At 33.5% G+C, this 21,552-nt stretch carries 16 protein-coding genes; 8 read left to right on the plus strand and 8 right to left on the minus strand.

Annotation, left to right across the window (positions count from 1 at the left end):
- Window positions 1-4 precede the first annotated feature (4 nt).
- A complete protein-coding gene (locus PQ463_RS04030; protein WP_274256414.1) occupies window positions 5-1,435 on the plus strand; it encodes a glycosyltransferase family 2 protein in 1,431 nt (476 codons plus the stop codon).
- 5 nt (window positions 1,436-1,440) lie between these two features.
- Window positions 1,441-2,070, plus strand: coding sequence for a response regulator (locus tag PQ463_RS04035; protein WP_274256415.1), 630 nt, complete (start codon window positions 1,441-1,443; stop codon window positions 2,068-2,070).
- Here PQ463_RS04035 and PQ463_RS04040 read toward each other — a convergent pair.
- Window positions 2,067-5,015 (minus strand): sensor histidine kinase, encoded by a 2,949-nt coding sequence (locus PQ463_RS04040; RefSeq protein ID WP_274256416.1) that lies wholly within the window; start codon window positions 5,013-5,015, stop codon window positions 2,067-2,069. The two genes, PQ463_RS04035 and PQ463_RS04040, sit on opposite strands and share 4 nt — an antisense overlap.
- 234 nt (window positions 5,016-5,249) lie before the next feature.
- Here PQ463_RS04040 and PQ463_RS04045 point away from each other — a divergent pair, with 234 nt between their 5' ends.
- The 3 genes from PQ463_RS04045 (at window position 5,250) to PQ463_RS04055 (ending at window position 7,440) form a co-directional block, all read left to right on the plus strand.
- Window positions 5,250-5,804, plus strand: a complete 555-nt coding sequence (locus PQ463_RS04045) for an NAD(P)-binding domain-containing protein (RefSeq protein WP_274256417.1) — start codon at window positions 5,250-5,252, stop codon at window positions 5,802-5,804.
- A gap of 132 nt (window positions 5,805-5,936) precedes the next feature.
- Entirely contained in the window at window positions 5,937-6,749 is an 813-nt protein-coding gene (locus PQ463_RS04050; RefSeq protein WP_274256418.1) for a helix-turn-helix domain-containing protein, read from the plus strand.
- Window positions 6,750-6,828: 79 nt separating this feature from the next.
- Complete coding sequence (locus PQ463_RS04055) at window positions 6,829-7,440, plus strand: DUF417 family protein (protein ID WP_274256420.1); 612 nt, start codon at window positions 6,829-6,831, stop codon at window positions 7,438-7,440.
- A 66-nt stretch (window positions 7,441-7,506) separates the two neighbouring features.
- Here PQ463_RS04055 and PQ463_RS04060 read toward each other — a convergent pair whose 3' ends face one another.
- The 4 genes from PQ463_RS04060 to PQ463_RS04075 are packed head-to-tail and all read right to left on the minus strand — an operon-like array spanning window position 7,507 to window position 15,500.
- Window positions 7,507-9,930 (minus strand): ABC transporter permease, encoded by a 2,424-nt coding sequence (locus tag PQ463_RS04060; protein WP_274256421.1) that lies wholly within the window; start codon window positions 9,928-9,930, stop codon window positions 7,507-7,509.
- Between the two features lie 31 nt (window positions 9,931-9,961).
- Complete coding sequence (locus PQ463_RS04065; protein ID WP_274256423.1) at window positions 9,962-12,373, minus strand: ABC transporter permease; 2,412 nt, start codon at window positions 12,371-12,373, stop codon at window positions 9,962-9,964.
- Between the two features lies 1 nt (window position 12,374).
- Window positions 12,375-14,786: an ABC transporter permease gene (locus PQ463_RS04070; RefSeq protein ID WP_274256424.1), complete on the minus strand. Its 2,412-nt coding sequence runs from the start codon at window positions 14,784-14,786 to the stop codon at window positions 12,375-12,377.
- 3 nt (window positions 14,787-14,789) lie between these two features.
- Entirely contained in the window at window positions 14,790-15,500 is a 711-nt protein-coding gene (locus PQ463_RS04075; RefSeq protein ID WP_274256425.1) for an ABC transporter ATP-binding protein, read from the minus strand.
- A 285-nt stretch (window positions 15,501-15,785) separates the two neighbouring features.
- On the opposite strand from PQ463_RS04075, the gene PQ463_RS04080 reads away from it, so the two are divergent.
- Both PQ463_RS04080 and PQ463_RS04085 read left to right on the plus strand, forming a co-directional pair.
- Window positions 15,786-17,135: a sigma-54-dependent transcriptional regulator gene (locus PQ463_RS04080; protein ID WP_274256426.1), complete on the plus strand. Its 1,350-nt coding sequence runs from the start codon at window positions 15,786-15,788 to the stop codon at window positions 17,133-17,135.
- A gap of 2 nt (window positions 17,136-17,137) precedes the next feature.
- Window positions 17,138-18,472, plus strand: coding sequence for a sensor histidine kinase (locus PQ463_RS04085; protein ID WP_274256427.1), 1,335 nt, complete (start codon window positions 17,138-17,140; stop codon window positions 18,470-18,472).
- Between the two features lie 179 nt (window positions 18,473-18,651).
- On the opposite strand, the gene PQ463_RS04090 is transcribed toward PQ463_RS04085, so the two are convergent.
- Together PQ463_RS04090 and PQ463_RS04095 are read right to left on the minus strand one after the other, a co-directional pair.
- A complete protein-coding gene (locus tag PQ463_RS04090) occupies window positions 18,652-19,539 on the minus strand; it encodes a DMT family transporter (protein WP_274256428.1) in 888 nt (295 codons plus the stop codon).
- Between the two features lies 1 nt (window position 19,540).
- Window positions 19,541-20,062 carry a GNAT family N-acetyltransferase gene (locus tag PQ463_RS04095; RefSeq protein ID WP_274256429.1) on the minus strand — a complete coding sequence of 174 codons (522 nt, stop codon included), beginning with the start codon at window positions 20,060-20,062 and terminating at the stop codon, window positions 19,541-19,543.
- 63 nt (window positions 20,063-20,125) lie between these two features.
- On the opposite strand from PQ463_RS04095, the gene PQ463_RS04100 reads away from it, so the two are divergent.
- Window positions 20,126-20,989, plus strand: coding sequence for a LysR family transcriptional regulator (locus tag PQ463_RS04100; RefSeq protein ID WP_274256430.1), 864 nt, complete (start codon window positions 20,126-20,128; stop codon window positions 20,987-20,989).
- 4 nt (window positions 20,990-20,993) lie between these two features.
- Here the strand turns inward: PQ463_RS04100 and PQ463_RS04105 are convergent, their stop codons facing one another.
- Complete coding sequence (locus PQ463_RS04105) at window positions 20,994-21,440, minus strand: GNAT family N-acetyltransferase (RefSeq protein ID WP_274256431.1); 447 nt, start codon at window positions 21,438-21,440, stop codon at window positions 20,994-20,996.
- Between the last annotated feature and the right edge of the window lie 112 nt (window positions 21,441-21,552).

The raw sequence follows: 21,552 nt of genomic DNA on the forward strand, positions 1-21,552 counted from the left end.
AGAAATGACTTTTTTTAATACTGAAATAACGTGGTTTTTGGATGTATATATACTCCTTATTCTTGGTTACGCCATACTAATCATGTCTTCTTATTTAGCATTGGCTTATATTTCTACAAAAGAGCTTAGAAGATACCTTAAACGAAACAGTTTTGTCGATTACGATGTGCTGTTGACTAGCGAGTTTGCTCCAAAACTTTCGCTTATTGCGCCCGCATATAATGAAGGCCTTACGATTGAAGAAAATGTAAAATCATTGCTTTCGCTGAATTACAACAATTATCAGGTTATTGTGGTCAATGACGGAAGCAAAGACAATTCGATGGAAATCCTGACCAAAACCTACGATCTGGTTTTGACCGATTTGGAATTCCATCCAAAAATTGAAACCAAAAAAATCAGAGGCATTTATACTTCAAGAAATGCCGCTTTCAAAAAATTGATTGTAGTTGATAAAGAAAATGGAGGTAAAGCCGACGCCTTAAATGTCGGACTTAATATTGCCCAGAATCCGTATGTGGTTTGCATTGATGTCGATTGTATCTTAGATAAAGATTCACTTTTAAAGCTCGCAAAACCATTTTTAGAATCGTACGGAAAACGTATTATTGCAACTGGTGGAGTAGTGCGAATTGCGAACCAATGTGTAATAAAAAACGGACGTTTAGTAGAAGTAAATGTTCCAGATGTGATGCTATCGAGAATTCAGGTTTTAGAATATTTAAGAGCATTTCTTTTAGGCAGAATGGCGTGGGGAAAACTGGACGGATTATTGCTTATTAGCGGTGCTTTTGGAGCTTTTGATAAAGAAATTGCCATACTTTCTGGCGGTTATAGCACCAAGACGGTTGGAGAAGATATGGAACTTATTGTCAGAATGCGCCGTTATATGCTAGATAATAAACTGCCATATTCGGTGAGCTATATTCCAGATCCGCTTTGTTGGACCGAAGCGCCTGAAGATTTTAAAATATTCAAAAAACAGCGCTCTCGCTGGATGAGAGGAACAATAGAAACCTTAAGCATTCACCGCAAAATGTTTCTTAATCCTAAATATAAATTGTTAGGAATGCTGAGTGTACCATATTGGACTTTGTTTGAATTTCTTGCGCCTGCAATAGAATTTATTGGTTTGGTCATCACTGCAGTATTTATAGTATTCGGTCTTTTAAACTGGCATTTTTTCTTCTTGCTATTGCTTTTTGTGTATACATTTGCAGTGCTCTTTTCTGTTATTGCTTTGTACAGCGAAGAAAAAACCTATCACAAATACCCAAAACAAGCCGATTTTTTCAAATTGCTGATGGCGGCTTTTATTGAACCGTTTTACTTTCATCCGCTTACGGTTTATGCTGCTTTGGTTGGGTATAAAGAAAAAATGATGGGAACGAAAGGATGGGGCGAAATGACCAGAAAAGGATTTACCAAGAAATAATGAAGATGACAAAGAAGATTTTAATAGTAGATGATCATTTGGTAGTGCGAAATGGAGTTGCCATGATTTTGGAACGGCAGTTTGATGATGTTGCCATTTCGAATGCTGAAAATTTCTTTGAAGCGATTACACTTTTAAAAAATCTTCCTTTTGACTTAGTGATTTTAGATATTAATATTCCAGGAGGAAAAAATACCGATATGATAACCGACATCAGAGCGATTCAGCCCGATGTCAAAATATTGGTTTTCTCTGCCCACGAAGAAGAACAATATGCTTTAAAATACCTTTCTTCTGGCGCCAACGGTTATGTAGACAAACTCTGCAGCGAAGAAAAAATCATGTTTGCCATTACATCAATTTTCGAATCGGGAACGTATATTTCTTCTGAATTGGTTAGTAAATTGGTAAATACTCAGACCAGCAAAAAAACTTTAAATCCGTTAGAAGGTTTATCCAAAAGAGAACTTCAAATTACAGATTTATTGGTTCAGGGAAATGGCAATTTAGAAATTTCAAACCAGCTCAACATTCATATGTCTACCGTGAGCACGTATAAAGCAAGAGTTTTTGAGAAACTAAAAGTCAATAACTTGGTAGAGCTCATCAATTTGTACAAAACGTTTAAAAGTTAATTGTACTCAACCATAATTTCAATTGTAGTTCCCTTATCAATGTCGCTAATAATATTGATGTTTCCTTCAATTAGAATAAGAAGTTCAATAATCATGTGAAGTCCGAGATGATAATTTTTTGAAATCGGATTTTTATAAAAATTGTGATAATAATCAATAAGCTCTTTGCTCATTCCTTTGCCGTTATCAATAATTTTTAAGTTAAGAATGTTATTCTGTGTAGTGCATAAAAGTGCAATTCTTCCATTTTTGGTGTTTTTTATGGCATTATCAATCAAATTATGAATAATGATGGAAAGGGCTTTTTTGTTTGTTTTCACAAATAAAGCCGTTGGGACATTATTGATAATGGTATTGTTTTCGGCTTCTGCAATTTTTTCAAAAATCTGAATGCTTTCTTCGATGAGTTCATGTAAAGAATAACATTCATCTTCCAGTTTTTTTCCTTCAATAAAAATAGAAGAGTATTTGATAAGATTTTCGACATACTCATACAGTTGAGAAGTTGATGTCTGCAAAGTTCCCAATTGCTGTTTGAGTTTTGGATCTTCTTGTATAATGCTGTTTTCAAAAAGATGTTTTATAGAAGAAGACAGGAATTTCAGCGGACTTTTGATATCGTGGCTCATGCTTTTAACCAACATTTCGTGCTGTTTAATTTCTTGTTTTAAATTGTTTTCTGCCCTTTCAAGTTTTTTAACGGTAGAAGCTAATTTTTTTGTCTTTTTTGCAATGACTTCTTCCAGTTGCATTCTTTTCATTCTTTGATAATACAATCGTATGTACCAAAGTGAAATTACAAAACCAGCAGTAAGAAAACAGCAAAGAATGGCAAACCAGATAGTCTGGTAGAATTTTGCAGGCACAACAAGAATGACAGTTTTGTAGGCATAATTGGCATCAAAACCAGACAAACTTCTAAAAGTAAGTTTGTAAGTTCCTGGTGGCAGCGTAGTAAAAGATATCGATTTATCGGCTCTCAGCCTTTCCCAGCGGTCACTGCCAATTTTGTCCATTCTTGCTTCTATGGTCAGGTTTTTTGGATTGCCATAATAAGGATAAGAAACGAGAAAACTAACCCTCTGAAAATTGTTTTTTAAGACAATAGTATCTTTTGGCAAAAGTGTTTTCTGATCCAGAACAACCCTGTCTATAAAAAGATCTTTACTAGGCAGCAAAGGAGTCACTTTATCAGGATTAAAAAATACAATTCCGTTCATAGACGGAAAAGCGATAGTGTTATTTTTAAGAAGATTGCCGCATGGTTGGCATCCGCCATTAAATTCGTTAATTAGGAAACCATCCGATTTGTTGTATTGATGGTAGTATATTATGGTATTTTTATTTTTAGAATAGTTGAGCAGCACTCTTCTTGAAACCTGAAAAAGTCCTTTGTTGGTTGATATCCAAAAAAAGCCATTTTTGTCTTCAATGATGCAGTGCGAAGAATTAAGCGAATTTTCTTCGTCTGTTGGGAAAGAATATAAAGCATGATCGGAGTAGAGATAAAAGCCTTTTTCGTATGTGGTAAGCCAAATTTTCTGCTGGCTGTCGATAAAAACACTTCTAATATTTAATTTTTCAGTATTTTTTTCAAAATGTATCTTCTCAGTTTTTAAATCATATTGAAATAAACCTTGATCTCCACCCAAATAAAGTGCATTTTTGAGCTGGACAATATAATTAATGTTTTTTTTAAAAACAGCTTTTAGCGTTACCATGCCGTTTTTTATAGCATACAATTTGGGTTTATGAAATTCGTCTATACCCATAGAAACCCAGATGGTATTGCTATTGTCTTTGAATATTGTTTTCGGATTTTGATTAAAACTATAAGTGAGATGTTTTTTGTAGCCCGAGTTTTTTAGATAGCAAAGCACATTTAGGTTTCGGCTGATCCAGATATTTTTATCATCGTCAAGAGCAATATTTAGACGCTCTTCCAAAAAAACGCTTTTAGGAAAAGAAATATTGCCAACAACTTTTTTATCATTAATAATTAATCCTTCAGAAGTGACAATCGTGCTGTCGGTGAAAGCTTGTGCGGCATAATAGACTTCGGCTCTTCCTGTATTTTTGGTTATAGATTTAAAAGCAGGGAAAGAAATGATGCACAATCCATTTGTACTGCTTCCCAGATATAGCTTTCTATTTTTCTGATCAAAATAAACCGCAATAATATTGCTTGCTTCAAAATCTTTGTATTCAACAATTAATTGGGCTGTCAGTTTGCCATTCTGATTTTTTAGCTGATAAATTTTATTTTTTAGAGAAAGAAAAACCTGTCCAGTAGTAATATTCCAAAAGAGCTTTCGGTTGTTTTCTGACGCTTGTATATTCAGCTTTCCAAACGATTTGCCTTTTTGTGAGAAACAATGATATTCACCATTATCAGTGAGGTAAAAAAGAGAATTATTCAGCGCAAAGAAATTAAAAACATTATCGTTTTTAAAAGCTGTTTTAGAAATGCTTTTCATTTTAGAATCGCATAATTCAATCCTCTCATTGTCTACGAAAAATGTATTTCCAGTAGATAATTTGATATAATAAGGCTCATGCTGATTGATGGTATAGTTTGAAGGAAGGCCATCATGAAAAAAGAAGCGTCTGCCGTTTCGGTCTAAACTAGAACGAGGAGCATTTTTTTTGAGTATTTGAACTTTGGCATTCCGAATAAAAACTAGCTCTTTTTTGCTCTCGTTATAACTTGTAAGGCTGTCTTTTTCTATACTTCCGAAAATATCAGTGAAACGATTGTGCTCTAGCGAAGTGTTGGATGAATTGAAAACCAGAAAATTATTTCCGTCATAACGCACAATACCATTTTCAGTCGTCATCCATATAAAATTATGTTTGCCCTGAACGATTGCCTTTATGCTATTCTGCTGCAGTTCGTTATTGTCCGCAGTGTACCATCTGGCCTTGTAGTTTTGTTGGCAGACCATTTTAGTTGTTAAGAGCAGCAGCAAAAAACAACCATAACGAAAAGAAACAAAAGCCGTCATTTTAGACATCTGACTAATTTTATAGGATACAAACTTATAAAACATAAATCAGAAATTGCCGTTTGTAGTTTTAAATCTACAACGTTGTAGGTGTATTGGTACATTCAGAACAGGCTCTGTAAGGGTTTGTAACGCTATATTTGTTCAAAAGGTAAACAACAAAGTTCAAAACAGATGAGGATAGGAGTAATTGGTTTATGCAGTTTTACAATGAATTTTGTGAATAGGGCAGTAGAGGCTGGACATCAGGTATTATTAAGTTCCACCCGCGAAAATCGTCAGTTTCAGGATCTGGCTAAAAAAATGGGAGAAAATGTAAAATTGGTAAGCAGAAACGAAGCTGCAAAAGCCAGTATTTTGATATTATTTATTCCGCGTGAAGATGTTGGACTATTCCTAACGGACTTGCCAGACATGAATGAAAAAATAATAATTCATGAGAGCAATCCAATTTTTAGCTTAGAATGCTTGAGGCCAAATGCAAAATCTTCATCAGAAATAATTGCATCGCTATTGCCAGAATCTCATGTTATAAGGGTTCTTAATATAGTTAATCCAGAAGTGCTTTCTATGATAAACCAAAAGCAGAATGACAATGAAATATTTTATACAGGATTGGATAAACAGGCAAAAGATAAAGCAAAAGCATTTTTTAAAAGCCTAAATCTTGCTGGCGTAGATTTTGAAGAATTGTACCAACTTCCAATGCATTCTTGTTTCATGAATTAGAAAATATATTACGAAACCAGCTTTGAATAATTAGAATTGTTCAATCCTAAATGTTCCCAGAAAAGCTAACTTTCTGGGGCATTTTTTTTGATTTAAATTGTACAATAGATGGCTTTGCGTTAATTTAGTAATATGAAAATCGAACTGAAACAATCTTCTTTTCTTGAAAAGGAAATCAACGAACCGTATTACAACATTCTTATGTTTGATGGAGAAGGAGTTTTTTCTGTTGATTTAACCGATTACGATTGCAAGGGAAAAAATCTTTTGTTTTTAACGCCGTATCAGTTATTGCAATGGAAAAGTTCGACAGCGCTTTTTATAAATATTCTCAGTTTTCATGGAGATTTTTATTGCATTGAATACCATAAAAAAGAAGTGGCTTGCAACGGAATTTTATTTAATGATATTTACAGCGAACCTTTTGTAACGGTTTCCAATTTTATTTACGAGGAAATCACGAGCATTATGGAAAGAATGAAAAGGGTAGAAGATTCTGAACAGGATTATGATAATTCGATTCTAAAATCCTATTTACAAGTCATTCTCGCTTTAAGCAGTAAAGAAAAACAGCTCAAAATGTCACCTCAGATTCAGGAATCTATTGGAAACGCTGATATTTTGAAGTTTCAGCATTTGTTAGATACTCATTTTCTAGAAGCAAAAGAAGTCGCTTTTTATGCCTCAAAATACAATTTGAGCGTCAATACTTTCAGTAAAAGAATAAAAAAGCATTTCGGAAAATCGCCTTCTCAGCTTATTCAAGATCGCATTGTTTTGGAAGCTAAGAAACTGCTGCATTTGACTACGAAGACTATAAAAGAAATCGCAGACGATCTTAATTTTGAAGACGAATTTTATTTCAGCCGATATTTCAAGAAAAGCGTAGGCATTTCGCCGAAAGAATTCAGAAAAGAAGTTGGCATTTCTATCGTGGCAAAATAGTCCATGAAAACTCCTTTACGTCCATTTTTATCCAGATAAGCATAAAGTAATTTTGATTTGTATTTAAAACATAATCAAAATGGAAAAATTTATACGATTTATTGCGGGTGGACAAAGCAACTTTATTCACTTTTTAAGAATTGCCATATTTGTTGTAATGGCATGGATTGGCGGATTAAAAGCCTTTAAATATGAGGCTGACGGAATTGTGCCGCTGGTTGCGAATAGTCCGTTTATGGATTTCTTTTATAAAGATGCTAATAAACAAGTTACAAATGATGAAGGTAAAACCGTAAAAGCCTACACGCTTTACAAAAACGTTGAAGGTAAAACTGTTGAGAAAAACATTAAATGGCATGAAGCCAATGGAACTTATATTTTTTCTTACGGATTAGGAACTGTTATTGTTACGATTGGTTTGTTGGTTCTTTTAGGAATTTGGTTTCCTAAAATCGGATTTTTGGGCGGACTTCTGACATTCGGAATGGCGTTTGTAACCTTATCATTTTTAATCACAACGCCAGAAGTTTACGTTCCAAATTTGGGCGGAGATTTTCCAACACCAGAGTTTGGGTTTCCGTATCTTTCTGTTGGAGGCCGTTTGGTTCTCAAAGACATTATCATGATGAGTGGCGGATTAATCGTAGCTTCAGACAGTGCAAAGAAAATTTTAAAACGATTTTACGCTTAATCGAAAATAAAAAAAGCTGCGCAAGGGCTCAGACTTGCACAGCTTTTTACAAAAACTCAAAACTAATTATTCATATTTTAAATATTTCAGCACATCGACTTTTGTTGCTTGATACGCTTTTGCTAAAACAATACATAGCGTTAAAAACAATAAAAGCAAAAAGGAAAGTAGAAACGGGAGCATCGGAATTTCGATTCTAAAAGCAAAATTATTCAACCATTTCTGCAATAAAACATAGGCAGGAAATACAGCAATAAGAAAACCTATTGCACAATACACTACATATTGTTTAGACAGTTCTTTCAATAAGATATTGGTCTCTGCGCCCAAAGTTTTTCGAATCGCAATTTCTTTCATTCTTCTTTGAATGGAATAAGATGCGAGAGCAAAAAGTCCGAAAAGGGCAATAAGAATTACAATAACATTGAGCAGAGAAAACAAATTTTTCTGCTTTACATAAGACTCGTAAGTTCGGGCGTATTCTTTATCGGCAAAATCATATTGAAAAGGATATTCGGTATCGACTTTTGTTTTCCAGAATTTTTCAATTGCAGCAATACTACTTTGAATCTGATCTGCTTTTAATTTTACGTAGATTCGATTCATTTCATTGGCCATATCCAGAGATTTTATATGATAAAAAGTAATCGGCGGAACATCGACTTCTGGACTTAAAAGATTAAAATCTTTTACCACGCCAATAATCCTCATTTTCTGATTTCCAATTTTGATTTCTTTACCAATAGGGTCTTTTATCTGCATTAAAGCCAATGATTTTTCATTAACTAAAACAGAATTTATAGTGTCTGAAGCTATGTTTGGACTAAGATTTCTTCCTTTTATTACTTTTATATTTAGCAGATTTAGCATGTCATAATCAAGTCCGATTGCTTTTTGTTTGAAAAGCACATCTCGATACCAAATTGGCCATTGTGAATCATCTTCTCCATCAAAAGAAAGAAGACCAGTTGAAACTTTTTCAACGCCTTTAATTTTTGAAAGTTCCTGTTTTATAGTGTTATATCTTTCAAAAATATTCTTTCCAACATTTTCTCCCTGATAATAGGAAGACGGAAGATTTAACGAAATTGCCATAACCTGATCGCCTTTAAAACCAAGGTCTTTATTGTTTAGATATTTAATTTGCTGATAGACAACAACAGAACCAATAATAAAAAAGGAAGCAATGGCAAATTGAAAAATCAGCATTCCATTTCTAATCCAAACGCCACTTTTGCTTCGAGCATAATTGCCTCTTAAAACTTTTAAAGTCTCAAAATTAGCAACATATAAAGCAGGAAATATTCCAGCAAAAACAATGGTTATAATGAAAACTAGTATTAATTGAAGATAAAATTGACTTTCGATTATCCTTAAATTTTTCTCCAAAAAAGAATTGTAATAAGGAAGAGCAATTTCTACAATCATTAACGCTAATAAAACCGAAAAAGCTGTCATTAAAAAGGTTTCAAAAATGAATTGCCAAACAATCTGCTTTTTGGAGGCTCCCAAAACTTTACGAACTCCAACTTCTTTAGCTCTTTTAATCGAATTTGCCGTTGCCAAATTGATGTAATTGACAATAGACAGAATAAGAATTAAAATTGATAAGCAAGCCATAATTACCAGAAACTGATAATTTCCTCTTCCTTCCGGATATCCATCAGTAACAGAATGCAGCCTAGCAGATGAAAGCGGTTCCATCAAAACTTTGAAACTTCCCATTTTCTTGACCATTTCGGCAGGTGTAAAACCTGCTTGTTTGGCAGTTCTTACAATAACCTCGTCATAAAATACTTTATCAAGCATTTTTCTGGTCGATTCTACTTTTGATGGATTTTTTAGTTTCACTAATACTTTTAGAACAAAAAGGCCAGGGTTTTTGTCAGGATCTGCCAAGTCTTTCATGCGGTTTATCACTATGTTTGGTGCGATCGATGAATTTCCTGGAATGCGATAAACACCTGAAATTGTAAACGTAGCATCCAAACATTTGATTTGTTTGCCTATTGGGTTTTTATTTCCAAAAAAACGTTCTGCAAGTTTCTCTGAAATGGCAATACTGTTTTCGTCTTTTATAGCCGATTTGGCATTTCCATAAATAAACTTAAAGGGAAAAAGAGAGAAGAAGTCTTTTTCGGCATTTACGATTTTATCTACAAATTCCTTTTGCCCATTGTAAACCACTTTGTCTTTTTGATACCATTCATCTGCATAAACAACAGCTTCTACGTTAGGATCATTTTCTAAATGAGGTTTTAAACGTACAGGATTATTTGCCGTTACCGGCATATCGCTTAATTGCGCTAAAACCTGATAAACTTTGTCTTTTTCTGGATTCCAAGCATTGTAGCTGTGTTCGTCGTTCCAATATAGAAGCGCGAAAATTAAACCCGAAATTCCTATTGATAATCCGAGAATATTGAGAGCAGTAAAAAGCTTACTGTGTTTGATTTGATAGATAAATATATTGATCCAGTTCTTTAGCATTTTATTGGTGTTTTTTGGTTTTGGAGTTAGTTTACTCGTATTTTAAATATTTTAAAACGTCTACTTTGGTCACTTGATAAGCTTTTGCCAAAACAATGGTCAGCGTTAAAAATAACAGCGAAACAAAAGCCATTAGAAAAGGCAGAAACGGAATATCAATTCGAGAAGCAAAGTTTTCTAGCCATTTCTGCATTAATAAATAAGCAGGAACAATTCCGATAAGGAAACCAATTATGCAGAAAAGAACATACTGTTTAGATAATTCTTTTAGCAAAATATTGGTTTCAGCGCCAAGCGTTTTTCTGATGGCAATTTCGCGTAATCTTCTTTCCATAGAAAAAGAAGCCAAAGCAAATAATCCGAAAACAGCAATTAATATTACGACAACATTCAGTAAAGCAAACAAGTTTCTCTGATCTTGATACTTTTTATAAGTTCGAGCAAAGTTTTTATCTACAAAACCATATTCAAACGGATATTCCTGATCGACTTTAGATTTCCAGAATTTTTCTATAGCAGCAATTGTTTCAGGCATTTGATCGGTAGATATTTTAACAGAAATAAAGCGCATCTCGTTATCTATCCAGTCAAAAGCCTTGATATGGAAAAAAATCATTGGAGCAATGTTATATTCCATTCCGATGTAATGGAAGTTTTTGACAATACCTACAACTTTAAATTTTTTTCCTCCAAAAGTGATATCCTGATTTACAGGGTCTTTTACCATTAGGGTTTTTGCCGCGGTTTCATTCAATAAAGCACTAGAAATGCTGTCTGTTGCCAATTCAGGATTCAAATCTTTTCCTTTGATTACTTGGATTCCTAAAAGATTTAATTGTCCAAAATCCATTGGCATTTGCTGTGTTATGACTTCTTTATTGGATTTATAATGAAGACCCTGCCAAGAATTTTCGTTGCTGCCAATAGAAAACATTCCAGCAGAAACAGCTTCAACGCCTTTAATTTTCAGCAATTCTTGTTTAATGAGTTTATACCTTTCGTATTGACTTTTTCCTTTTTGAGGTTTAAAAGAAATGTCCATAACCTGAGTGCCATTAAAACCTAAATCTTTATCCATCATAAAGTTTACCTGTTTGTAAACAATAAACGACCCGATAATGAAAAGTGTAGCAATAGAAAATTGTAAAACAAGCATTCCGTTACGAATCCAAACACCGTTTTTGCTTCTAGAAAAATTGCCTTTTAAGACTTTTAGCGTTTCAAAATTCGAAATATAAACTGCCGGAAAAACTCCTGAAACGATAATAACAAAAAAGAAAATTAAAATAAGCTGAAAGTAAAATTGAGTTCCGATTAACGTTAAGTTTTTATTTAAAAAAGCATTATAAAACGGAAGCGAAAGCTCAACGATTACCATTGCCAGTAAAACAGAAAACAAAGTGATGAGCGTGGTTTCAAAAACAAACTGAGCAATAATTTGCGGTTTTGAAGCGCCAACTATCTTGCGAACTCCAACTTCTTTAGCACGTCTTACCGCATTTGCAGTAGCCATATTGATGTAGTTTACAGTTGAAAGTATTAAAATTAAGATAGATAAACCCACTACAATTTTTAAGAACTGCAAATTGGCGTTTTGTTCAGGAAAAGCATAATTTCCTTGATAAAGTCTTGCTCTTGAAAGTGGAAGAAGCCTTGATTTTATAGGATCTCCATATTGTTTTATAAACTGTTCAATAGATAATCCCTCAGCTTTTGCCTGTTTTTTGTAGTTGTTTTCGAGAAATATTTTATCTAAGTTTTGAATAACAGCCGTAGTATCGCTTGGTCTTTTTAGCTTAAGCATTAATCCGTAGCTAAAGCCCCAATTATCTTTGTTTTGCTCTAATTCATCTTCTACAACTGGAGTAATTACAGCAGGCATTATCGATGATTTTTCGGGTGTTTTATAAATACCGCGAACTACAAAAATGCGATCAGCATACTTAACTTGTTTGCCCATAGGATTTTCATTCTTAAAAATGCGCGAAGCCGTTTCCAGAGAAAGAACCATGCTGTTGCGGTCGCTAAAAGCTGTTTTAGCATTTCCTCGTACAAATTCAAAAGGGAAAAAAGAAAAGAAACTTCTTTGAGCCGAAAAAATTTTGTCAACCAATTCTATTTTTCCGTTATATTGAATTGTTTCTTTTGTGTAATACAATCTATAATAACAGTATTGGTCTAAATAGGAAGTAGTTTCGCTTAACATTCTTCCTGGAATCGGGGAGTTTGATGTCCAAACATTTCCTCCGCCAAAATCGTTCATTACGTTATAAATTTTATCTTTCTCAGGATTCCATTGATCGTAAGAATGTTCGTCGTTCCAGTATAGAATGGCAAAGATTAAACCTGCAATTCCTATACTTAAGCCCAATATATTGAGGGCTGTAAAGAATTTGTTGTTCTTTATATGATAAACAAATATGTTTGTCCAATTTTTAAGCATCTTACTCGTATTTTAAGTATTTTAAAACATCCACTTTTGTTACTTGATAGGCTTTTAGCAATACTATTGTCAGTGTAAGGAAAAGCAAAGACACAAAAGCAAGAATAAAGGGTAGAAGAGTAATATCAATTCGGAAAGGGAAATTTTTAAGCCATTTCTGCAATAAAAAATAAGCAGGAACAATTCCGATAAAGAAACTAATGATACAGAAGATTATATATTGTTTAGATAGTTCTTTCAGTAAAGTATTGGTTTCAGCGCCAAGTGTTTTTCTGATTGCAATTTCTTTGAGTCTTCTTTCCATAGAAAAAGAAGCTAAGGCAAACAGCCCGAAAACGGCAATTAGAATCACAACAACATTCAATAATGCAAATAAGTTTCTTTGATCTTCGTACTTTTTAAAAGTTTTCGCAAAATTTTTATCTAAGAAATTATACTCAAAAGGATATTCTGAATCTACTTTTTTAGACCAATAACTTTTAAGTGCTGATATAGTTTGAGGCATATCTTTTGGTGAAACTTTTACTGTAATAGATCCGATATTACCTTGTGTCCATTTTTGAGTATTGATATGAAAGAAAATCATTGGACTAATTTCATAATCAAGGCCATAATAATGAAAGTCTTTTACGATTCCCACAACTTTGTATTTTTGGCCTTGCCAGTCAATAATTTTATCCAAAGGATTTTTTTCATTCATTTTTTTGACTGCTACTTCATTAAGTAATACATTAGAAATCGTGTCGGAAGCCAGTTTTTCGGTAAGAAACCGTCCTTTAACTAGTTTAACACCCAACATTTCCAGCATTCCAAAATCAGAACCCAATTGCTGAACGAGAACTTCTGGAATGCTTTTATAGTGTAATCCACCTTTTGAAGACCAATTTTCTCCAATAGCAAAAGCGCCAGCAGAAACGGCTTCAACACCTTTAAATTTCTTTATTTCCTCCTTTATGGTTTGATATCGTTTAAATTGTTCTTTGTCCTTTTGTGCTCTAAAAGTGATGTTCATTATTTGAGATCCGTTAAAACCCAAATCTTTTTCTACCATAAATTGAACTTGTTGGTATACAATAACAGAACCGATAATAAAGAAAACAGCGATCGAAAATTGTAAAACAAGCATAGTGTTTCTAAGCCACAAACCGTTTTTGCTGTGCGAAAAATTTCCTTTTAAAACATTCAAAACTTCAAAATTTGAAATGTAAATTGCAGGAAAAACACCACTCACAATTACCACAAGAATAAAAATTACAACAAGCTGTAAATAAAATTGAGATCCGATAAGAACTAATTCTTTGTTTAAAAACTGATTGTAAAAAGGCAGAGAAACTTCCACAATAACAAGTGCCAATAATAAAGCAAAAAGCATGGTTAGGGCAGTTTCAAATATAAATTGAAGAACAATCTGTCCTTTTGTGGCACCAATTATTTTTCTCACGCCAACTTCTTTTGCTCGTTTTATAGCATTGGCTGTAGCTAAATTGATATAATTTACAATTGACAGCAATAAAATCACAATTGATAAACCCATCAAGATTCGTAAAAACTGAAGATTTCCTGTTCCTTCTGGAAACGGATAACTTTCATTGTGAAGTCTAGAATTTTCAAAAGGAACAACTATAGTTTTCAAAGGTTCTCCGTATGTTTTTATAAACAATTCAAGCGTCATTCCTTCATTTCTTGCTTGTCTTTTATAGTTTTTTTCTATAAATATTTCATCTAAAGATTTGGCTACAAATCCAGCATCACTCTTATTTTTCAATTTTAAGATTAAACCAAAATTAAAGCCCCAATGGTCTTTGTGTTTTTCAAGATCTTCTTCAATACTGTTGGTAACCGCGCTTGGCATCACAACAGATTTTCCAGGTATTTTGTAAACGCCTCGAACAACATACATTTTGTCGGCATATTTTACTTGCTTACCAACTGGGTTTTCATTTTTAAATAATTGAAAAGCAGTTTCCTCTGAAAAAACAATGCTTTGTGGTTCTTGAAGCGCCGTTTTTGCATTACCATATTTGAATTCATACGGAAAAAAAGAAAAGAAACTTTTTTGTGCAGAAAAGATCTTATCAACGATTTCTATTTTGCCATTATATTGTACGGTTTCCTTAGTGTAATAGTCATTGAAATAACAATAATTTTCTACATATGGAGTAGATGATTTCAATAATGGTGCGGTAATAGCAGAGTTTGTCGCAAAAACATTTCCTTTTCCTACATTATTCATAACAATAAATGTCTTATCCCTTTCAGGATTCCATTTATCATACGAGTATTCATCGTTCCAATACAGCGTTGCAAAGATTAAACCTGCAATTCCAATACTCAGACCTAGAATGTTCAGAGCTGTAAAAAGCTTGTTATGCTTTAATTGATAAATAAATATATTAATCCAATTCTGAAGCATAAACTAGTTGTTAGCAGTTACTAAAACATCAACATTTCTATGATTTACTTTTTCAGAAAGGATTTCGCCATCTTTCATTAAAATTGTTCTTTGCGAGAAAGAAGCATCGTAATCTGAGTGTGTTACCATTAAGATTGTTGATCCGCTGGCATGAAGATCGGTCAACAATTCCATTACTTCATTTCCGTTTCTGCTGTCTAGATTTCCTGTTGGCTCATCGGCCAAAATAATTTTCGGATTATTGATTAAAGCTCTTGCTACGGCTACACGCTGCTGTTGTCCGCCTGAAAGTTGTTGCGGAAAATGCTTCAATCTATGTGCAATTCCTAAGATTTTAGCCATTTCGTTTACTCTTGATTTTCTTTCGGCAGAAGGAACATTGTTATAAATTAAAGGCAGTTCGATATTATCAAAAACGGATAATTCATCAATTAAGTTGAAGTTCTGAAAGATGAATCCAATGTTTTCTTTTCTGGCTTGTGATTTTTGTTTTTCCTTTAAACCCACCATTTCCTGATCTAGAAGTTTATAACTTCCGCTTGAAGCACTGTCTAAAAGTCCGATAATGTTCAATAAGGTCGATTTCCCGCTTCCAGACGGTCCCATAATAGAGACAAAATCGCCTTGATTGATGGTTAACGAAATTTCACTTAATGCTTTGGTTTCTAATTCCTCAGTTCTAAATACTTTTGAAAGTTTTGTAATGGTAATCATAATTTGACTGTTTTAATTTTTGATTGATTTTCTTTTAAAATTTTTATGCCTTCGGAAATGACAGAAACAAGTCTGAAAATTAAGATAAATTATTTTTAATTTATCGCTATTTATTTTGTTATTTGTACTTCCGAAAGGGTTTAATTATTAATGATTTACAAGTTCTAATGTGATTTTCGTGCCAGTAAATTAAACCTTGTAAATACCTTGTTTTTAAAGGATTATTTTTCTGAATAAATTTAAACTGTCCATAAGTGGACACCTTTCGTCCAAAACTGAACAATAATGAAAAAGACCAACGCATCTATTTTAATCATCGACGATCAGGAAGACATTCTTTTTGCATCAAAAGTCTATCTGAAAAAGTATTTTGAGAACATTTATACGCTCAATAATCCGAAAAACATTGTCGAATTATTGGCAAAAAATGCCATTGATGTTGTACTGTTAGACATGAATTACAGATTAGGATTTGAAGATGGAAGAGAAGGTTTGTATTTATTGAAAGAAATAAAAACGCTTTCGCCAAAAACTGTCGTAATTCTAATGACCGCTTTCGGAAAAGTAGAAACGGCTGTTGAAGGTTTAAAATCGGGTGCTTTTGATTATATTCTAAAACCTTGGGAAAATAAAAAGCTTTTAGAATCGGTAAAACAAGCAGTCGATAAAGCCCGAAAAGAGCAGAAGAAAAACAAGGAAGTTGAGATAAAAGAAGAATTTTTTGTTGGAAGTTCTGAAATCATAAAAAAGGCTTATTCTCTAGCAGATAAAGTTGCAAAAACGGATGCTAATGTTTTGATTTTGGGCGAAAACGGAACAGGAAAATTTGTTTTGGCACATCATATTCATACCCAATCCGAAAGGAAAAATCAGCCGTTTATCGCAGTTGATTTGGGTTCTTTGAATTCAAACATTTTCGAAAGCGAATTGTTTGGTTATGCCAAAGGCGCTTTTACCGATGCTAAAACTGATACAGCGGGACGTTTTGAAATGGCACAAAATGGAACTATTTTCTTAGACGAAATAGGAAATGTACCGCTTCATTTACAATCAAAACTTTTGCAAGTTATTCAGACCAAAACCATAACAAGATTGGGAGAAACTAAAGCAAGACCTTTATACGTTAGAATTATTGCAGCAACCAATTTGAACTTAAAATTAGAAGTTGCCGATAAAAACTTCCGTGAAGACTTGTATTATCGCATCAATACGATGGAAATTGTTTTGCCTCCGCTAAGAGAACGCCACGAAGATAAGATTCCGCTTGCCGAATATCTTTTGGATAAAATGATTGAAAAATATAGCCGTGACGAAATTACTTTTGACAAAAAAGTCTTAGAACAGATTGAAAAACACGCTTGGAACGGAAATATCCGCGAAATGGAAAATAAGATTGAGCGTGCGGTTATTCTTTGTGAAAACAACACCATTACCGTTTCTGATCTGGATTTAGAAACGATAACGCCTTACGAGGAAAACTCAGATGATATTCAGCTTTCTTCGGTTGAAAAAGCAGCAGTTGAAAAAGCTCTTCTTAAAAACAACAATAATATTAGTAAAACTGCCGAAGAATTAGGACTATCAAGAGGCGCGCTGTACAGACGTTTGGAGAAATTTAATATCAATATCGACTAATTATGCTGCGGACTTTACAAACTTATAAACTCCTTTTTCTGCGATTAATTTTTATCGTGATCGGAATCGAATTGTCGCTGTATTTCTTTAGAATTGGTTTGCTTTTTACGGGAATTTTTGGCCTCTGCATGGTTTTTCTGCTAGGAAGGGAAATGTATTTTTATGTTAGAAATATGGTGCTGATTTATAATAAAACCATTTCTTCGATATTGCAGGATGACTTTAGTTCTGATTTTTCTAAACATAAATTCAATAGTACTTATAATGAGCTTTTTACTTTGTATGAAACTTTAAAAAACAAACAAAATGAGCAAGTTACGAGAGATATTATTTACCGTTCGATTTTAAATAATATAGAATCTGGCATTATTATTTTACAGAGACAGGAAAGCGATTGGAGTATTTTTTTAATGAACGATTATTTTTCGAGCCATTTTAATGTTCCGAAAGTTTCAAAATGGAAATATCTTAAAAATCAGCTACCATCTTTGTGTGAAATTATCGAAGAAGATGATTTTCATGAAATAAAAACTTCAATCGAGCTTAGCATAAATGAACAAAGCAAACAGACGTTTGTTTTGCAGGCTTCGCGAACTGAAATTTTTGGTCAGGATTATTTTATTGTTTTGTTAGATTCTATTCAGAATGTCGTAGAGAAAAAAGAAAAAGATGCGTGGATTAATTTGATGAAAGTGATTTCGCATGAATTGCTAAATTCCATCACGCCAATTCGTTCGATCTGCCAGAATCTGGAGGATTTAGTAGAACAAGATTCGCTTTCTTCAGAAGATTTAGAAGATATAAAAAACAGTGTGCAGACGATGCTGAGACGAAGCGACCATTTGCAGAAATTTGTTGAAGGGTATCGAAAACTAGCTATGTTGCCTTCTCCTAAAAAAGAAAAAGTAGCATTGCCACAGCTGGTTGAAAATTGCATTCAGGTTATGAATCCGTTATTTAGGAAAAGTAATATCGAAGTCATTAATGCTGTTACCCAAAATTATCTTATAAATGTCGATTCGCAGCAGATAGAACAAGTATTGATTAATTTATTGACGAATTCGATTAATGCTTTAGAAAATAGCAATACGAAGCAAATTTCGATTTCGGCGGAAGCCAAAAACAATCGTATTTTTATAAAAGTCTCAGACTCTGGAAAAGGAATCGAAAAAGAAATTGAGGACAAAATATTCCTTCCGTTTTTCACCACCCGAACCGAAGGAGCGGGAATTGGATTGACTTTGTCTAAAAATATTATTGAAGCACATGGCGGTTATATTTCGCATAAAAACGAAAATGGCAAAACATTTTTTGAGATTAGCTTGATTGAGGATTGATAGTTTCTTGAAAGTTTTTGTTTTTAAACACATAGAAACATAGATTTTTCTTTCTCAAAAAAGACAATTGAAAGAAACTAGTTTCTAACACATAGCTATGTGTATTTTAGCTAGTGAAACGCCTTTAATAAGCCCAATAAACTATGTTTCTATGTGTTATAATTTTGCAGAAAAGTGAATTAGATTTTCTTAGTTAGAATTTTTAGTTTATTATTTTTAAAATTCACTTCAGAAATAATGGTAGCAGAAAAAATCAAAGTTCCGCCCAAAAGCAGTCGCCATGAAAGATTTTCACCTAAAATAAAGAACGCTCCAATTGCGCCAAAAACAGGTTCAAACAAATAAATAACTGCTACACGCTCTGCCGATAAATAGCGTTGTGAAATGTTTGAAACCGTATACATAAAAGCGGTAGAAAATAAAGCACAGTAAATTACGCCCATCCAAAACGTATTATTTTGTGGCAGCCATTCTGATGTACTGTCTGTTATCGCTATAAAAAAAGTGAAAAGCGCACAAAACGCAAACATTGGAACAATAGAATACAAAAGATTTTTGGTGGCCGAATGTTTTTCAACAGCAATCAAATAAACTGCAAAAGCAAAGGCTCCCGCAATGGTAAATAAGTCTCCAAAGTTTATGGTAAATTTATCCTGAATGGCAATAATAAATAACCCAGTTAAAGCCGTCAAAGCTGCAATCCAGATTTTTAGTGAAGCGTTGGTTTTATAAATTGCAAGTTTTAATAACGGAATAATAATTACGGTTAATCCTGCAATAAAAGAACATTGTGAGGCATCTGTATATTTAAGTCCAACAGTTTGAAGCTGAATACCTAAAAACATTGGAACGGCAAGCAAAAAGCCTGTTTTAATAGCTTCTCGATTAATGTCTTTGACATATTTCCAAAAAATAATACTCAATACCACAACAGCTAACAAGAAACGATAGAATAAAAATACGTTTAGCGAATAGTGGCCAATTGCCATTTTCGTAACAGAGTAAGATACTCCCCAAAATGCAGTGCCAAGAATTAATAAAAACAATAAAAGCTGTCTTCTTTCCATTTTAAATCAATACTTTTTTCATCATTAAATCGGTTTGCTCGTCGTTGCCTAATCTAAAAATATGCGTATCAAATTGAACGAAACCATTTTTAGTATAGAAACTTACTGCTCTAAAATTCTTTTCCCAAACGCCAAGCCACATGTAAGTAGCTTTTATTTCTTCGGCAATTTCTTCTGCTTGAGCGTATAACGCCTGAGCAACTTTTTTACCGTGAAATTCTTTTGCAACATAGATACGTTCAATTTCTAAGGCATTTAAATCTTCTTTTTCGGTTTGTGCATCAGCTGTATTCAATTTTAAGTAACCAACTATTTTTTCATCTAAAACAGCTAAATAGAAATGCGATGAAGGATTGTTTAATTCTGTCGTAAGTTTTTCTATAGCGAAGCTTTCGTCCAGATATTTTTTCATGTTTTCTTCGCTGTTGACATCAGCAAAAGTCTCAGAAAAGGTTTGTCTGCCAATTGATTGCAATTTTAAAACGTCATCAGTTGTGGCTTTGGTTATTTTTAGCGTGTTCATTTCTTATTTCTTTAATGCGTTAAAAGCTATTTTTTGTTTGTGATAAATGCGTAAATTGCATCAATGGATTTACAGCAGATTAAATATTTTTTGGCCTTAGCCCGCGAACTTCATTTCTGGAACACCGCCGGAAAAATGAACATTACACAATCGGCACTTAGCCGTCAGATTCAGTCTCTTGAGAATCAGCTTGGTGTTCAGTTGTTTGAGCGCAACAAACGCAATGTGAAACTTACTGCTGCAGGCCAGTTCTTAAAAGAAAAATGGGAGGTAGAATTGAGTAAATTAGAGTTTATTCATCAATCTGCCCGCCAAATTCAGCTAGGGGAGAGCGGTACGATTACCATTTCTCATCCCGATTCTATTTCGGCTTCTCTAATGCCCGAAATTTTGTCGCGCATTTCAGAAGCTTTTCCAAAATTAAAAATCAAACTGGTTCAGGTATTGTACGAGAATCAGCAGGATTTTCTGCGAAATTATAAAATTGATCTGGCGATTACCAGAGATATTAATAATGCAAAAGATATTCAATCTCAAAAAATCTATACCGATCACTTAGCAGTTGTAGTTCCAGAAGATCATCCATATCGAACGCCCGAGGATTTTACTAAAGAAACTCTTGCGTCTCAAAAGTTTATTTTGCCAACCAATGACGAAGGAAGCAGTTACAGTGACCTTATTCAGAGATTATTCAATTCTTTGGATAACGCGCCAGAAGCCTATCTTCAGTCTGAATTTGGTTCTTCTATAATTGCTTTGGTTCGAAAAGGACTCGGAATAGCCATTTTACCCGATTCGTATGTCTTTCATGAAATTCCAGGAATTCGATTTATCAAATTACCGCTAGAAACCGATCTTTATGTCAATTGGAGAACCGAAGATCATAATCCCGTGCTGGCTAATGTTTTGAAATTGATTATTCCGTAAACCGTTAAGCTCTCAGCATTCCGATATGCGGAATTCCGTCTTCATCATACACTTCACCTTGTTCTATAAATCCCAAAGACTGATAGAATTTGGATAAATGATATTGCGCACTAATTCGGATTGGACCTTTTCCGAATTTTTCTTCACAGCCCGCAATTGAAGCTTCCATTAGTTTTACTCCTAAACCTAATCCGCGATGCGATTTGGCAATTACAACTCTTCCTATTGAAACTTCATCATACGATACTCCTTTTGGAAGTAAACGAGTCACACCTGCCAATTCGTTATCGACATAATACAATAAATGAAAACCTTTCTGGTCTTTATTGTCTAAATCGAGATATGGACAGTTTTGTTCTACTACAAAAACATCGCTTCTCAACCGAAGCATATTGTACAATTCGTGATTGGATAATTCGTCAAAAGATTTAATGGAATGGCTGAATGTCATTTTTAATTTTAGGCTTTAATTTTTGACAAAGATAAAAGCCTTAGTAATGATATAAAATGCTATTTTTTTATCAGGTGATGTGAAAAATGCATTAATTTATTGAGGATTTTTT

This window comes from Flavobacterium sp. KACC 22763 (assembly GCF_028736155.1).
Classification (GTDB): Bacteria; Bacteroidota; Bacteroidia; order Flavobacteriales; family Flavobacteriaceae; genus Flavobacterium.

Bases quoted from the DNA above. Each gene is read 5' to 3' on its own strand.
- PQ463_RS04030 (WP_274256414.1), top strand. From the start codon at position 5: ATGACTTTTTTTAATACTGAAATAACGTGGTTTTTGGATGTATATATA.
- PQ463_RS04035 (WP_274256415.1), top strand. From the start codon at position 1,441: ATGACAAAGAAGATTTTAATAGTAGATGATCATTTGGTAGTGCGAAAT.
- PQ463_RS04040 (WP_274256416.1), bottom strand. From the start codon at position 5,015: ATGGTCTGCCAACAAAACTACAAGGCCAGATGGTACACTGCGGACAAT.
- PQ463_RS04045 (WP_274256417.1), top strand. From the start codon at position 5,250: ATGAGGATAGGAGTAATTGGTTTATGCAGTTTTACAATGAATTTTGTG.
- PQ463_RS04050 (WP_274256418.1), top strand. From the start codon at position 5,937: ATGAAAATCGAACTGAAACAATCTTCTTTTCTTGAAAAGGAAATCAAC.
- PQ463_RS04055 (WP_274256420.1), top strand. From the start codon at position 6,829: ATGGAAAAATTTATACGATTTATTGCGGGTGGACAAAGCAACTTTATT.
- PQ463_RS04060 (WP_274256421.1), bottom strand. From the start codon at position 9,930: ATGCTAAAGAACTGGATCAATATATTTATCTATCAAATCAAACACAGT.
- PQ463_RS04065 (WP_274256423.1), bottom strand. From the start codon at position 12,373: ATGCTTAAAAATTGGACAAACATATTTGTTTATCATATAAAGAACAAC.
- PQ463_RS04070 (WP_274256424.1), bottom strand. From the start codon at position 14,786: ATGCTTCAGAATTGGATTAATATATTTATTTATCAATTAAAGCATAAC.
- PQ463_RS04075 (WP_274256425.1), bottom strand. From the start codon at position 15,500: ATGATTACCATTACAAAACTTTCAAAAGTATTTAGAACTGAGGAATTA.
- PQ463_RS04080 (WP_274256426.1), top strand. From the start codon at position 15,786: ATGAAAAAGACCAACGCATCTATTTTAATCATCGACGATCAGGAAGAC.
- PQ463_RS04085 (WP_274256427.1), top strand. From the start codon at position 17,138: ATGCTGCGGACTTTACAAACTTATAAACTCCTTTTTCTGCGATTAATT.
- PQ463_RS04090 (WP_274256428.1), bottom strand. From the start codon at position 19,539: ATGGAAAGAAGACAGCTTTTATTGTTTTTATTAATTCTTGGCACTGCA.
- PQ463_RS04095 (WP_274256429.1), bottom strand. From the start codon at position 20,062: ATGAACACGCTAAAAATAACCAAAGCCACAACTGATGACGTTTTAAAA.
- PQ463_RS04100 (WP_274256430.1), top strand. From the start codon at position 20,126: ATGGATTTACAGCAGATTAAATATTTTTTGGCCTTAGCCCGCGAACTT.
- PQ463_RS04105 (WP_274256431.1), bottom strand. From the start codon at position 21,440: ATGACATTCAGCCATTCCATTAAATCTTTTGACGAATTATCCAATCAC.